Annotated in this window: 13 protein-coding genes; 7 read left to right on the top strand and 6 right to left on the bottom strand. The window is 43.7% G+C overall.

Annotated elements, in window-relative coordinates; translation table 11 throughout:
- Window positions 1-5: 5 nt before the first annotated feature.
- Both FIS9605_RS46025 and FIS9605_RS0107865 read right to left on the bottom strand, forming a co-directional pair.
- Window positions 6-131: a hypothetical protein gene (locus tag FIS9605_RS46025; RefSeq protein WP_269321017.1), complete on the bottom strand. Its 126-nt coding sequence runs from the start codon at window positions 129-131 to the stop codon at window positions 6-8.
- 104 nt (window positions 132-235) lie between these two features.
- Window positions 236-1,600: a cyclic 2,3-diphosphoglycerate synthase gene (locus FIS9605_RS0107865; RefSeq protein WP_026732096.1), complete on the bottom strand. Its 1,365-nt coding sequence runs from the start codon at window positions 1,598-1,600 to the stop codon at window positions 236-238.
- 534 nt (window positions 1,601-2,134) lie between these two features.
- Here FIS9605_RS0107865 and FIS9605_RS0107870 point away from each other — a divergent pair.
- The 3 genes from FIS9605_RS0107870 to FIS9605_RS0107880 all read left to right on the top strand — a co-directional run bounded on the left by FIS9605_RS0107870 (window position 2,135) and on the right by FIS9605_RS0107880 (window position 6,596).
- Entirely contained in the window at window positions 2,135-2,959 is an 825-nt protein-coding gene (locus FIS9605_RS0107870) for a CheR family methyltransferase (RefSeq protein ID WP_026732097.1), read from the top strand.
- A 443-nt stretch (window positions 2,960-3,402) separates the two neighbouring features.
- The gene (locus tag FIS9605_RS0107875) at window positions 3,403-3,987 is read left to right on the top strand and encodes a chemotaxis protein CheB (RefSeq protein ID WP_026732098.1); all 585 of its coding nucleotides are present in this window, start codon (window positions 3,403-3,405) and stop codon (window positions 3,985-3,987) included.
- Between the two features lie 281 nt (window positions 3,988-4,268).
- Entirely contained in the window at window positions 4,269-6,596 is a 2,328-nt protein-coding gene (locus tag FIS9605_RS0107880; RefSeq protein WP_026732099.1) for a hybrid sensor histidine kinase/response regulator, read from the top strand.
- Window positions 6,597-6,729: 133 nt separating this feature from the next.
- Here the strand turns inward: FIS9605_RS0107880 and ald are convergent, their stop codons facing one another.
- A complete protein-coding gene (gene ald, locus FIS9605_RS0107890) occupies window positions 6,730-7,818 on the bottom strand; it encodes an alanine dehydrogenase (protein ID WP_026732100.1) in 1,089 nt (362 codons plus the stop codon).
- 117 nt (window positions 7,819-7,935) lie between these two features.
- Complete coding sequence (locus tag FIS9605_RS42485; protein ID WP_155960378.1) at window positions 7,936-8,091, bottom strand: hypothetical protein; 156 nt, start codon at window positions 8,089-8,091, stop codon at window positions 7,936-7,938.
- Between the two features lie 162 nt (window positions 8,092-8,253).
- On the opposite strand from FIS9605_RS42485, the gene FIS9605_RS42490 reads away from it, so the two are divergent.
- From FIS9605_RS42490 to FIS9605_RS0107915, 4 genes are all read left to right on the top strand, one after another.
- Window positions 8,254-8,427, top strand: a complete 174-nt coding sequence (locus FIS9605_RS42490; protein WP_035139453.1) for a chlorophyll a/b-binding protein — start codon at window positions 8,254-8,256, stop codon at window positions 8,425-8,427.
- Between the two features lie 333 nt (window positions 8,428-8,760).
- Window positions 8,761-9,063 (top strand): hypothetical protein, encoded by a 303-nt coding sequence (locus tag FIS9605_RS0107905; RefSeq protein ID WP_026732102.1) that lies wholly within the window; start codon window positions 8,761-8,763, stop codon window positions 9,061-9,063.
- 154 nt (window positions 9,064-9,217) lie between these two features.
- Window positions 9,218-10,297 carry a WD40 repeat domain-containing protein gene (locus FIS9605_RS0107910; RefSeq protein ID WP_082209737.1) on the top strand — a complete coding sequence of 360 codons (1,080 nt, stop codon included), beginning with the start codon at window positions 9,218-9,220 and terminating at the stop codon, window positions 10,295-10,297.
- Between the two features lie 691 nt (window positions 10,298-10,988).
- Window positions 10,989-11,285 carry a hypothetical protein gene (locus tag FIS9605_RS0107915; protein WP_026732104.1) on the top strand — a complete coding sequence of 99 codons (297 nt, stop codon included), beginning with the start codon at window positions 10,989-10,991 and terminating at the stop codon, window positions 11,283-11,285.
- 348 nt (window positions 11,286-11,633) lie between these two features.
- Here the strand turns inward: FIS9605_RS0107915 and FIS9605_RS0107920 are convergent, their stop codons facing one another.
- On the bottom strand, window positions 11,634-12,257 hold the full coding sequence (locus FIS9605_RS0107920; protein WP_026732105.1) for a cytochrome c oxidase subunit 3: 624 nt from the start codon (window positions 12,255-12,257) through the stop codon (window positions 11,634-11,636).
- 82 nt (window positions 12,258-12,339) lie between these two features.
- Complete coding sequence (gene ctaD, locus FIS9605_RS0107925; protein ID WP_026732106.1) at window positions 12,340-14,085, bottom strand: cytochrome c oxidase subunit I; 1,746 nt, start codon at window positions 14,083-14,085, stop codon at window positions 12,340-12,342.
- Window positions 14,086-14,146 lie beyond the last annotated feature (61 nt).

The following is a 14,146-nucleotide window of genomic DNA, read 5'->3' on the forward strand; positions in this document are numbered from 1 at the left end:
TCCAATCATTTGCTGACAACAGTACCTGCCTGACCTGCTAGAATTGCTGCTGCATCCTCTAGCCGACCAATGCCTGCATAGCCACCCGTAGCATCAACAAATCGACACGCTGCCTCTACCTTAGGAGCCATTGAACCGGGTGCAAAGCTATAGCTCCGTAGCTGTTGGGGTGTTACGAGTGTGATGCGTAAAGCCCCCCGTTTTTTAAACGGGGGATATAAGCGGATGGCTGAATTTATTCAGCCGGAATAAGGATAACCTTAATTCCAGCACGGACAAGAAACTTTTCTACCAACCTCCCCAAACCAGGCTCACCAGTTTCCGCAAATTCGTAACGGGCACGCACCACTGGCTTATTCACTTTGATGAGTGCTGCCAAGTCAATGGGTGTCGCTGCCACCACTACGTCAGCCTGAGTGTTGTTAATAGTTTGTCCCAGCGCCTCTAGTTGTTCTTGGGAATAACCCATTGCTGGCAACACCGCCCGGATGTGGGGATACTGGGCGTAGACAGCCGCAATTTCCGGCACGGCAAAGGCTCGTGGGTCAACAATTTCTGCTGCATGGGCATGGGTGGCGGCAACATAACCAGCACCGTAGGGCATACCGCCATGAGTAATTGTTGGCCCATCTTCCACAACCAACACCCGCCGACCCCGCACAACTTCTGGCTGATCTAAAACAATAGGTGAGGCGGCACGAACAACGGTAGCAGTGGGATTAACTTGGCGCACAGCATCCTCTACCCGTTGCACATCTGCGGTAGCAGCGGCATCAACCTTGGCAACCACCACAATGTCCGCCCTTCGCAGCACCACTTCGCCTGGATGGTGGGTGGTTTCATGTCCGGGGCGCAGTGGGTCAACTAATACGATGTGCAAGTCCGGGCGAATAAAGGGGAAGTCGTTATTGCCACCATCCCAAAGTATCAAATCTGACTCTGCTTCTGCCAAATTGATGATGGGAGCGTAGTCAACCCCAGCATAGACAACATTACCAATATCTAGGTGCGGCTCATACTCCTCACGCTCCTCTAGGGTACATTCGGCTGTATCTAAATCGGCTCTGGTAGCAAAGCGCTGCACCCTCTGACGTTCCAGATCGCCGTAGGGCATGGGATGGCGGATGACTGCCACCCGCAAACCTTGCTGCCGCAGCAACTTGGAAAGCCAGCGTGCCGTCTGGGACTTACCGCAGCCAGTTCGCACCGCGGAAATGGCGATCGCTGGCACACGTGCCTGCAACATCGTGCGATCTGGCCCTAAAAGCACAAAATCTGCACCCGCTGCCATCGCCCGTGAGGCTAAGTGCATTACCTCTGCGTGGGTAACATCACTATAGGCAAAAATCACCCGATCGATATCTTCCTGGCGACAAAGCCATTCCAGTTTCGCTTCGTCAATAATGGGGATACCCTCAGGATAAAGAGAACCTGCGAGGGACGGCGGATAGCGACGACCTGCAATTCCGGAAATTTGCGCTGCTGTAAAAGCAATCACCTCATATGCCGGATTGTCCCGATACACCATATTAAAATTGTGAAAATCCCGACCCGCCGCACCCATGATGACAACCCGTGTGCGTCGTTGAGTGTTAGTCATAACTTCTCCTCACGAATCGACAATGGTTTTCATCAACTGGGTTTGACCCCTTCAGGAGTTTGAGTTCCATTTCTTTTTTGCTCCCGTAGTGCAGAACTCAAGCAAACAAAGTCGTTATGGAACTATTGTTATATTTTTCTGACAAGCGATCCCCGAAAGTATACATTTCCTAACGTGAGGCTGAGGCGATCGCGCTTGTGAGAAGAAGGAAAAAACAGAGCGATCACCTCAGGCGTATTTATTGAATAGCTGCTTTCTCTGTAGCGCGTTTGGTTATATCGATAGTTTTCGTTCTTCAGGTAGAGGTGTTAGTTGCTATTTCTGATTTGTAGATGGATGCGGGATTTAACGCTTCAGCTCTATAAATAATATCGTTAGTAGTTAGTAGTTAGTAGGTAGTAGGTAGTAGTTAGTAGTTAGTAGGTAGAATTGATTGTTAGTTGTTGGTTTTTTCCCACTAACCACTATCTACTAACTACTAACCATTAACAGTCAAAACTAAAAATACTTTCAGTTGTGGCAACCTACTTAATCATGGGGAGAGAAGAACTAGAAGATATCGAAATCCAATTGCTACTAGAAGGAGTTTATCGCTATTACGGATTTGATTTTAGAAATTATGCCTTAAGCTCACTCAAACGTCGCATCTGGAAAACAGTTAATGCTGAAGGCTTAACTACCATATCTGGATTGCAAGAAAAAGTCTTCCATGACCCAGAATGTTTAGAAAAATTTTTATTCAATCTCTCGGTGAATGTAACTACTATGTTCCGAGACCCCAACTTTTTTCTCGCATTGAGAAATAAAGTTATACCGATATTAAAAACTTATCCTTTTATTCGCATTTGGCACGCTGGATGTTCTACCGGTGAAGAAGTATATTCTATGGCAATTTTACTTAAAGAAGAAGGGCTGTATCACAGGTCGCGCTTATATGCTACTGATGTTAACGAAATGGTGTTACGCAAAGCCAAATCCGGTATTTTCCCAATCGAATTGATGCGAGAATATACTCATAATTATATACAAGCAGGTGGGAAAAAATCTTTTTCTGAATATTACACTGCCGCATATGGAAACGCGATTTTTTCATCAGATCTGAAGGAAAATATAGTTTTTTCGTTACATAATTTAGCCACAGATAATTCTTTCAATGAGTTCCATGTGATTTTTTGTCGCAATGTTTTAATATACTTTAACAAAGATTTGCAAAATCGTGTTCACAAACTTTTTTATGAAAGTTTAATCAGACTAGGAATTCTAGGATTAGGACGCCAAGAGTCTATCAAATTCACACCACACGAAAAAGATTATGAACAGTTAATAAGTAGTGAAAAAATTTATCGGAAAATGAGCTAATTGATAGTGATTAATGTGACAACCAACATATTAACAACATATTAACTATCAATTACTATACAGACGGGTTTCTAAATTACCCCTGTCAAGGTGTGAGTCTTGGAAATGGATTTTTCTTGGTGTCTTTGTGTCTTGGTGAGACCACTTCCCGTCTTGGCTTCTGCCTATAGGGGAAAGTGGCGAACCCGAAGGGCTTGGTGCCTTTAGGGGGGACTGGCGTAGACGCCCCTTGTGGGCGGCTTCTCGCAGAGTACCCGTAGACGCGCAGCGGCTCAAGGCAGAGTAGGGTGGTGAAAAAAGAATGATTGAAACACAAAGACACAAAGACACAAAGAGGAAAATAGCCTTCTCTACTAAGATTTGGGTTTGTTTTTTACCCACCTTGACAGGGCTAGTTTCTAAACCCACCCCTACCAACTACTAATCACCATCTACTAACTTTTATGAAATTCAACCTGATTGTTATTGGTACATCTTTAGGAGGATTAGATGCTCTGCAAATTATGCTAAGGGACTTGCCAAAAAACTTCCCTGTTCCTTTGGCTATTGTCCAACACCGTCATAAAGCTTCTGATGATACATTAGGGGTCTTATTGCAGCGTTACAGTAATTTAGTTGTCAAAGAGGTAGAAGACAAAGAAGAAATTTCTCCTGGATGTGTATATTTAGCTCCAGCAGATTATCACTTGTTAGTGGAAAGCATGAATAAAGCTGTTTCTTGCCCTTATTTCGCTTTATCTACTGATGCTCCTGTCACCTACGCACGACCATCAATAGACGTGCTTTTTGAAACAGCGGCAGATGCATACGCTGAGAAATTGATTGGTGTGTTGCTAACAGGAGCAAATCAAGATGGTGTTCAAGGATTGGCAAAAATCAAAGCACGCGGCGGTGTAACTATAGTCGAAGAACCATCAACAGCATTTTGTCCAGTGATGCCGAAAGCGGCGATCGCTGCTGGAGTTGCAAAAATAGTTCTGCCATTGGCAGATATTAGCGCCTTCTTAGTAAAAATTTGCAATTTTTGATTATTAATATCTTTATTGTCTCTATTGCGGTCTGAAATCGAAACAAGAGAAACAATATCCTGGACTTATCTAAGAAGTCCGGGATCTGTGGGGATCTGTGTCTTGCAAGTAGGATTGCTATACTTTTCTATTTTAATGAAGCAATAGATCATTTGATATTGAATTGTCAACAATACCTAAATTTATAACTTAAGATAGTGGGAATACAGCTAGCTAAAGCGTCACAGTCAATAGCAAGACGTAAAAACGGCTTGGTCTATTCCTAAAAGTGTATCCTTGCAATGTCATTTGAACCTAAAGTTAATGTTCTGTTGGTAGATGACCATCCAGAAAATTTGCTGGCCCTGGAGGCGATTTTGGGTAGCCTCGGTCAAAACTTGGTCAGGGCAACATCAGGAGCAGAAGCCCTGCGACACTTACTTAATCAAGATTTTGCTGTAATCTTGTTGGATGTGCAGATGCCAGATATGGACGGGTTCGAGACAGCAGCCCTAATTCGACAACGAGAGCGATCGCGGCATACGCCCATAATTTTCATCACGGCATTCAGCACCAATGACAACATGGTGTTTAGAGGATATTCTCTCGGCGCAGTAGACTACCTATTTAAGCCTATAGAAGCAGAAATATTGAAATCTAAGGTAGCAGCCTTTATTGATTTGTTCCAGAAAAGTGCCGAAGTGAAGCGACAAGCCGCACAACTAGCAGCAATGAATGCTGAACTCAAAAAACGCGAAGAGATGTTTCGGTCTTTAAGCGCTTGTTCGCCAGTAGGTATATTTCTTACAGATATGCATGGTAGATGTACTTATACCAACCCTTGTTACCAGGCTATTTTTGGTTTGACGCCAGAGGAGAGTTTAGACGAAGGTTGGACGCAAAGAATTCATGATGAAGACCAACAACATGTAATTGCAAACTGGTATGCCGCAGCAGCTCAAGGCCAGGAATACAAAGGCGAGTTTCGCATCATCACCCCAGAAGGAATAGAGCGCTGGATTTACGTGTCGACATCTCCGATGCGTTCGGAAGAAAGCAAAGTCATCGGTTTTGCTGGCACATCAGAAGACATTACAGAGCGTAAAAAAGCTGAAGAAGAACATATTAAATTGATCCGTGAACAAACAGCACGAAAAGAAGCTGAGACAGCAAATCGCCTCAAAGATGAATTTTTAGCCACTCTCTCTCACGAACTACGCACACCGTTAACAGCAATACTCGGTTGGGCAAGACTGTTGCGCCAGGGGAAATTAAATGAGGAAGCGATTACCCGTGCCATAGAAACTATTGAACGCAATGCAACTTTGCAGGCGCAACTAATAGAAGATATTTTAGATGTCTCCCGGATTATGCGAGGTAAACTCAATCTCAATATGTGTCCGGTGAATCTGGCAACCGTAATTTCAACAGTTGTAAATAGCGCCCGTCTGGAAGCAGAAGCAAAAAAAATTCAACTTGAATATGTAATTGAACCCACTGAAGCAGAAGACACGGAGACACGGAGAGACGGAGACGCGGGGAATATTTTTGATAATTTCTCCGCGTCTCCGCGTCCCCCCTTCTCCGCATCAACAGAAGCCTCCTCGTCTCCTCCCCTCCCCGCGTCTTCTTTGATCGTCTCAGGAGATTCCAACCGCTTACAGCAAGTTGTGTGGAATTTGCTTAGCAATGCTATTAAGTTCACATCTGCCGGCGGTAAGGTAGAGGTGCGATTGTCAGCGCATGGGGCAAGGGGCATGGGGCAAAGGATCATGGAAATTTCCAATGCCCAATGCCCAATTCCCAATGCCCAATTCCCAATTTCCTATGCCCAAATCACCATCAGTGATACAGGTGTTGGCATTAGCCCAGATTTTCTCCCTCATGTTTTCGATCGCTTTCGCCAAGCAGATGGCAGCATCACTAGAAACTACGGTGGACTAGGATTGGGACTGGCGATCGTGCATTATTTGGTGGAAATGCATGGTGGTAGCGTTCATGCTGATAGTCCGGGGGTGGGGCAAGGAGCAACATTTACTGTGAGGCTGCCACTTTTAGAAATGGGGGAGGAACTTGTTGAGAACACCCCCAGTCGGGGGTTAGCAAATCAGGCATGTGCTATTGTTCCGCAAGTTGAGATAAATTCGAGGAAAGTGGCCATTGTTCCTGAAAAGTGGCGAGTAAAACAAGGGGAAGAGATCAAGAATATTGTTCCCCCCTCCTGTTTTCCAGAATCACCCTTGAGCGATCTGCAAGTGTTAGTAGTAGATGACGATGCTGATACACGAGACTATGTTTGCACCGTTCTGCAAGAATGCGGAGCAAAAGTAACAGCTGTGGCTTCAGTGCGCTTAGCACTTTTAGCCCTAGAACAATCACAGCCAGATGTCCTGATCAGTGATATCAGTATGCCAGAAGAAGATGGCTACACACTGATCCGTCAACTGCGAAATTTAGAAGCAGAGAAGGGAGGACATCTACCTGCAATTGCATTAACAGCATATGCTAGACCCCAAGATTGCCAGCAGGCGTTAGAGTCAGGCTTCCAGATGTATGTTTCTAAACCAGTCGAGCCAACCCAATTGATTAATTCGGTGGCAAAACTGATGCAACGCAATTGTATTGTGTGAATGTGTTGTTTGTTGGTGGTTGTTTGTTGGTAGTTGGTTGTTCCAAACAACAAACAACTACCCTCCGGGTTCGCCAGTCGCTCATGGGGGAAACCCCCTTTCTGCGCGCTGGCTCACCAACTACCAACAATTCCTAAACCAAATCAGGAAACATCTCTTGTACGGCGGGATGTACCAAGCGATGATTTTGCACATTCACACCCTTAGCTAATGCAGGGTTAGTTTTGAGTGCCCCTATTCCCTGATTTGCTAATTGCACTACATATGGTAGAGTACTGTTGTTGAGTGCCTGAGTTGCCGTCCAAGGAACTGCCCCTGGCATATTAGGAACGCCGTAATGTAATACACCTTCTTCTAGATAAACTGGGTTGGTATGAGTTGTAGCGTGCATGGTTTCCACACAACCACCTTGGTCAACAGCTACATCAACTATTACCGAACCAGGTCGCATCTGTTTAACAAACTCCCGAGATACAAGAACAGGTGCTCTCCGCCCCGTCACCAAAACCGCACCAATCAGTAGATCTGCTTCGCGGACGGTTGCTTCAATATGAGCAGAGTTACTGTAAAGCAGTTCCACTCTTGAACCAAATAAGGTTTCTAAGTAGCCCAAGCGTTCTACGTTCACATCCAAAATCTGAACGCTAGCTCCCATACCGACAGCAATTTTAGCGGCTTCTGTACCAACTACGCCGCCACCTAAAACCACTACTCTGCCGGGTCTAACTCCAGGAACCCCGCTTAAGAGCACTCCTCTACCACCTTGCTGGCGTTCTAAGAATCTTGCTCCGAACTGCACTGCCAACCGACCAGCAACAATGCTCATCGGTGTTAGCAAGGGTAATCTGTTCGCACCAGGTTGTTCGACTGTTTCGTAGGCGATCGCACATACGCCACAATCAATTAAATTTTCGGTCAACTTCCGGTCAGCCGCTAAGTGTAAATATGTAAATAATATTTGTCCTTTTTGCAAAAATTTATACTCCCAAATTTGCGGCTCCTTGACTTTGATCACTAACTCTCGATTCCAGGCAGCTTCTGGAGATGGGACGATTTCCGCACCTGCCATTTTGTAATCATCATCCGTAAATCCAGCAGCAGCGCCTGCTTGAGTTTCCACAAAGATAGCATGACCGCTTTCTTTTAGTACCCTAACACTAGAAGGACTCAACCCAACTCGAAACTCTTGATCCTTAGTTTCTTTGGGAACACCTATATCCATTTACTGCCCCTAATTAATTTTTGTTTAGCTTTAGTTTGTCAGTCTTATCCCCGATCTGTTGAATCAGAGACTACGAAATTTACCTGATATCAGTTTTGAGATAGTTGCAACTAATAATCACAGCATAACTTCCTTGCTGCCTAGCTGCCTTCTGTCTTTTGCCTCATCCAACTTCCGATTGGCAGAAGCGACAGCAGAATTATGTATGCCTTTTGGTACAAATATTATGTTGCATTCTTCCAAAAAGATGGTATTTTCTTGTTTTGACACCATCTACTGTACTTCAAACTTTTATTCTTGACGATTTCCAGAGTCTTTCTAAAATATATTAAGAATAGTAAAAAAACGTAAAACTGTAATTGAGCTATATAGCTCAATTTGCATGGCTATCAAAGCATCTACTAATTTTCATTTCTCAACAAGAGGTTTTCCCAAATGATTACACAACCACAGCCGAGCGTTACACCCAAGCTAGAAGAGCCAAAATTTGGATTTAACGAATATGCCGAGCGCTTGAATGGTAGAGCTGCAATGATTGGCTTTATCCTGATGGTGGTGATAGAGTATGTCACCGACAAAGGTGTGTTATCATGGCTCGGTCTGAAGTAAGCTTCTCAAAAAGCACTGCTGTGCTTATTGCAAGTTAGCGATGAAAGAAATTCTAGCCAGCTGGATATTCCAGCTGGTTTCGGGTATTACAACTTTGCTAATTTGTTTTCATGATTAATTCCTAAAATGACTTACTGCGATCCGATGGCTAACCTTGCTGATGTTTACTTTTTTACTCACTCTCCGGAAGCCACTTAGAAGTACTTTACAGTAGTGTTCTTACCTAACTAAATAAAATTATAATGTTTATATGCCCTGATTCAGGGCAGCAGTTGCGGGTGAGGGATTCTCAGTAATTTTACACAAAGGTGAACTAAAATAAACCAAGCTGTGATGAATGCTGTAAATGCTGTATTGCCTCGATTTTTAAAGTCTGCCTACCGAAAAGAACCCTTAATCAGTGTATTAATTACGATAGGAGTGGTAGATGCGCTGATCGGTGGATTTGACGACAAATGGTCTTTGTTTGCTTTTGGCTTGGGAACAGCAGGGATGACGCTTTTATTTAAATTTTGGCGCAGTCAACAGCGTCGCCCCATACCTGATGAGCCTGTGGTACAACATTACTTACCTTCCCACTCTTCCAGCCCAACTTTACCAATGTTGAGCATTTCCAAGAAAAAGCCACCTCAGTAGATTTTGGATTTAGATCCTTCTTTTTGCTCAGGACGCTTTGCGTTTTAGATTTGAGACTAGGGAATTTGCGGAGCATCGCTAAATTCCTATTTTTACGCTTGTGGGGCGATGTTTTCTTGCCCTACAACTGAAAGTAAGTATTAAGCGATCGCCCATGAATATTAGTTACAATAAATACTTAATAGCAGGTGCTGTGAGTATAGCCGTGCTATCTCAAATACCATCTGTAACTCCTGCTACTGCTAAAGTTGATGTTAAACCTAACTCCCAAGCTACTAGTACTCTTGTTCATCCCCAGTTAGTTTATATACTCAAAGAACATTCGGGAAGCGTTAAATCTCTAGCATTCGCTCCTGATAACCAAACTCTTGTTAGCGGCGGTTCAGAAAACGATGGTGTCATCCGTTTGTGGAGTGCAAAAACAGGCAAACGAATTGGAATCATTCGCAAAGCCCAAAAAACAACCGTTGAATCAGTGCTGATTTCCCCAAATGGTCTAACTCTAGCTAGCTGTAGTAATGATTACACCATTAATCTTTGGAACCTAAAAACCAATAAATTTAGCCGTTCCTTTATCGGGCATAGCAGTAACGTGCTATCTCTAGCTGTAACTCCTGATGGAAAAATCCTCGCCAGTGGTGGTTTAGATGGCATTCGCCTATGGGATTTGATTCAACAGCGGCCGTTGGCTACTTTAGTACACTACAACAACATCTCTAAAATAGCGATTAGTCCTGGTGGTCAAATCCTCGCCAGTGGTGACACTAAAGGTATGGTGAAACTGTGGAATTTGAATTCTGGTCAACTTATCCGTGAGTTTACAGCCCATACTAAAGTAATTAGCGGTATAGCTTTCACACCAGATGATCAAACTCTAGTTACTGCTAGTCATGATGGCACAATTAAACTTTGGAATGCCAAAACTGGAGATTTAGTTAGTACTCTCACAGCAGACAAAAACTGGATGAGTCACAGAGATTGGATCAATGCGATCGCTATCAATCCAAATGGTCGTATTTTAGCTAGTGGTGGCAAACAAGGCATAGTAAAATTATGGGATTTGACTACAGGAAAATTACTCAATACACTTGACGGACATACTGATTGGGTAAGTGCGATCGCTTTTAGCCCTGATGGACAAATGCTTGCCAGTGGCGGATACGACAAAAAAATTATGATTTGGCGCAGTCATCCGATTTTGGATTTTGGATGGGTGGATTGGCTCCACAGATAAATCTGGGGGCTTGTACCCTGCTCGGAATGATTGGTCAAACCAAGTAAATCATTATTCTGTTGACTACCAACTGGTTGGAGATCAAGCCGCGTGGGCGGGTTCCCCGACTTGGGCGGACTGGCGTTGGGAGACGCGGAGAAATGATCGGAAACTCTCGACCTGTCACCGTGTTCCCGCGTCCCCGTGTCCTCCTCATCCCCCTTTCGTCTCCCCATAGAGACAATTTCTGAATACTAAATCGACATTCTAGGGGGTATCAAGCAAAATATTTGATACTTCTCATATATCCTCTATGGTTAAGAAAAGGTTATCTAAAATATAAAAATAATTAAAAATTTGATTGATAAATATCTCTGTATTTTTTAAATACATGTAATTAAAAAACTATTTATAAAGCTAAGTAGGCGGACATAATTAAACGTCAAATGCCAATCAGTGAAACCTTTTCAGGAAGCAGCTTTTCTCTTCTGTCTCCTGCTTTCTAACTATTTGATTATTTACTATTACGTGAAATAGACTTTTCTGAAAAATGAAATATAACATTCATTTTTATGTACCTAAAATTACTCAATTTTTCTGGAAATATTTATTTGCTGCGATTAAAGTTTTATTAGGTTAGAAATATAAACTCTAGTCTGTCTCAGGAAAATTTCTAAGACTTGAAAAGATTTTGAATTTTGAGGAGTCTACTATGAGACATCCATTTCACTTAGAGGTTGCTGAAATTAAAGCAACAGGTTTGATTTTTGAGGAACTGAGTAACGATGAGAGCGAGAAAATCTCGGGAGGATCTTTCTCCTCTGATTTTTTTGCTGGTTTTGGTGACTTTGATGTTTGGAAACTTAGTTTTGGGACTACTAAGCCTTCAGATGAAAAGCAGCAAGGAGTAACAAAAGTTACTGATATACCCGGAGGAAAACAATACACGTATATAAATCACCAAAAGGAAGTCAAACAAGACCACTACAGAGACTTCCAAGCATACTAAGAGAAAATGCTGCTGGAAAATACCAGTTGCTACCACTGTTGTTAACAGTTAGAGGAATTGTGTTGGTTTTGATAATTTTGCTTTTAAAAATTAATCAATCCAACTGAGGCCTCTTGCATGAATTATCCTCGTTATTCTCCTGGGCTAAAGCTAAAACCCGCTTGGACGGGTTTTTTACTTTTTTTAATACCAAATCCGTATTCAATACCTCTTTTTTCTCACAGGCTAGAAACCTGGGGCTATGCAAAAAGAGACTTTATCAAGCGAATTTAGCATATACCAGCTACGTAATTCTAATAAAAAACCCCCTGAGGGGGTTGAAGAAGAGGGTAGAGTAAAAAGTAATACTCAAAGAATATACAGCAATCCGAACAGAATGATCCAAATGACGTCAACAAAGTGCCAATAGATTTCGGCGGCTTCTATACCAAAGTGCTTTTCTTTGCTGTAGTGGCCGGGTTTGAGCGATCGCCACAACACAGCCAGAATAGCTAGCACACCAATGGTAACGTGCAGTCCGTGGAAGCCTGTCAAAACGAAAAATGCACTGGCAAATAAGTTGGTAGTCAGGCCAAATTCTAGGTGGTAGTATTCATACATCTGCCCCGCCAAGAAAATAATCCCCATCACGGCAGTAATTGCAAACCACATTTGCATACCCCGCACATTGTTCTTTTTGATGGCGGTATCAGCATTGTGGATGACAAAACTGCTAGAAATCAGGTTTATAGTGTTGATTCCAGGAAGCAGCAGTTCTAATTCTGGAGTGCCTTCTGGGGGCCAAGCAGGTAATGTAGAACGGAAAGCTAGATATGCTCCGAACAGGCCCATAAAAATCATTCCTTCGGCAATTAGGAACACAATTAGCCCAAAGAGACGATAATCTGGATGTTCTTCGTGGTGAGCAGCAGCTTCCGCTGTGTGGTGGTAATTTAGGGCTGTTTTTGCTGGGTCAATTGTTTGTTGACTCATGAATCTTTTTTGAATGATGAATTGTGAATGATGAATGATGAATGATGAATGCTGAATTCATCATTCATCATTCATCCTTTATTTAGCGTTCGCCTTTCTCGGCAGCAATAGATGGATAGGGTTCGTCAGGTTCAGCACGCAAGACGGAATTAGGACCAGCAGACACAGCTGGATCGGCGTCAGATAAAGGCACGCCCTCTTTAGCTTTTTCCAAGCCGTAATCGTAGGGCCCGGTGGCTAATACTGGAGGTTTGTCAAAATTCTCAATTGCTGGTGGTGAGGTAGTCATCCACTCTAGAGTCAGCGCCTTCCAAGGATTGTTACCAGCCTTGGGCCCGTACATCCAACTCCAAATTACATTGACGATGAAGGGCAGTGTTGAAACCGCCAGTATGTAAGCACCATATGTGCATATTTCGTTGAGCAAAGTAAATTTTGGGTCATACTGAGCGACACGACGGTTCATACCTAGCATTCCCAACTTATGCATGGGTAAGAAGGTCATATTTAAACCGACGATGGTCAAGACAAAGTGAACTTGCCCCCAAAAATTGTTGAGCATCCGTCCTGTCATTTTCGGGAACCAGTGGTAGAAGCCAGCATAAATGCCCAAAACACTACCACCAAACAGAACGTAATGCAGGTGCGCCACAACAAAGTAAGTGTCGTGGACGTGGATATCAAAGGGCACTGCCGCCAACATGACGCCACTGATACCGCCAATTACAAAAGTGCCAACAAAGCCGATCGCAAACAGCAAGGCAGGGCGTTCAAGGTGAAGTTTGCCACCCCAGAGGGTTCCCATCCAACTGAAAATTTTAATACCCGTGGGTACGGCGATGATCATCGTCGTGATCATGAAGAACATCCGCAGCCAACCGGGGATACCACTGGTGAACATGTGGTGCGCCCAGACAATTAAGCCTAAAAAGCTGATGGCAAGACTAGAGTAGGCGATCGCTTTATAGCCAAAAATCGGTTTGCGGGAGTGAACGGGGATCACTTCAGAAATTACCCCAAAGAAGGGCAAAATCATGATGTAAACCGCTGGGTGGGAGTAGAACCAGAACATATGCTGGTAAACTACGGGATCGCCACCACCAGTGGGGTTAAAAAACGTTGTACCCGCGAACAAATCAAAGGCAAGCAGAATTAGCCCTGCGGCGAGTACTGGCGTAGATACCAGCACCAGTGCGGAAGTAGCAAAAGCTGCCCAGCAGAACAAGGGCAATTGATTGAACCCCAGGCCTGGGGTACGCATTTTAAGGAGTGTTACCAAAAAATTGATTGCCCCAAGGATGGATGATGTGCCCAACAACAGGACACTCATAATCCAAATTCCCTCACCCACCTGACCTGTCACCAAGCTGAGGGGAGGGTAAGAAGTCCAACCTGCGTCTGGTGCATCACCCACAGCTAAACTAGCAATCAGCATCAAACCTGCTGGGGGAACAATCCAAAAAGCAAGAGCATTCAGGCGGGGAAATGCCATATCCTTTGCCCCAATCATCAGGGGAAGGACATAGTTAGTAAAACCCGCACCCGCTGGCACGATCCACAAGAAAATCATGATTGTGGCGTGCAGTGTAAACAAGCTGTTGTAGACTTCTGGGGTAACAAAATCTACTTCTGGTGTTCGCAGTTCCGTACGCACCAAGTCAGCCATCGCCCCACCAATACAGTAAAAGATGAAGGTGCTGACTAAGTATTGAATGCCAATAACTTTGTGGTCAGTGTTAAAGGTAAAGTATTCCCACCATTTTCTTATCCCTGGTTCTTCAGCCTGAGCAGGGATATTTGCTGTTTCTTGTACTTGTGCTTGTGTCATAAGTCTTAGTCATTAGTCAATGGTCAATAGTCATTAGTCAATGGTCAATAGGTCATTACTT

Source organism: Fischerella sp. PCC 9605, from assembly GCF_000517105.1.
Classification (GTDB): Bacteria; Cyanobacteriota; Cyanobacteriia; order Cyanobacteriales; family Nostocaceae; genus PCC9605.

Bases quoted from the DNA above. Each gene is read 5' to 3' on its own strand.
- FIS9605_RS42490 (WP_035139453.1), top strand. From the start codon at position 8,254: ATGATTACACAACCACAGCCGAGCGTTACACCCAAGCTAGAAGAGCCA.
- FIS9605_RS0107905 (WP_026732102.1), top strand. From the start codon at position 8,761: ATGAATGCTGTAAATGCTGTATTGCCTCGATTTTTAAAGTCTGCCTAC.
- FIS9605_RS42485 (WP_155960378.1), bottom strand. From the start codon at position 8,091: ATGGTGTCAAAACAAGAAAATACCATCTTTTTGGAAGAATGCAACATA.
- FIS9605_RS0107865 (WP_026732096.1), bottom strand. From the start codon at position 1,600: ATGACTAACACTCAACGACGCACACGGGTTGTCATCATGGGTGCGGCG.
- FIS9605_RS0107910 (WP_082209737.1), top strand. From the start codon at position 9,218: ATGAATATTAGTTACAATAAATACTTAATAGCAGGTGCTGTGAGTATA.
- FIS9605_RS0107875 (WP_026732098.1), top strand. From the start codon at position 3,403: ATGAAATTCAACCTGATTGTTATTGGTACATCTTTAGGAGGATTAGAT.
- ald (WP_026732100.1), bottom strand. From the start codon at position 7,818: ATGGATATAGGTGTTCCCAAAGAAACTAAGGATCAAGAGTTTCGAGTT.
- FIS9605_RS46025 (WP_269321017.1), bottom strand. From the start codon at position 131: ATGGCTCCTAAGGTAGAGGCAGCGTGTCGATTTGTTGATGCTACGGGT.
- FIS9605_RS0107880 (WP_026732099.1), top strand. From the start codon at position 4,269: ATGTCATTTGAACCTAAAGTTAATGTTCTGTTGGTAGATGACCATCCA.
- FIS9605_RS0107870 (WP_026732097.1), top strand. From the start codon at position 2,135: ATGGGGAGAGAAGAACTAGAAGATATCGAAATCCAATTGCTACTAGAA.
- ctaD (WP_026732106.1), bottom strand. From the start codon at position 14,085: ATGACACAAGCACAAGTACAAGAAACAGCAAATATCCCTGCTCAGGCT.
- FIS9605_RS0107915 (WP_026732104.1), top strand. From the start codon at position 10,989: ATGAGACATCCATTTCACTTAGAGGTTGCTGAAATTAAAGCAACAGGT.
- FIS9605_RS0107920 (WP_026732105.1), bottom strand. From the start codon at position 12,257: ATGAGTCAACAAACAATTGACCCAGCAAAAACAGCCCTAAATTACCAC.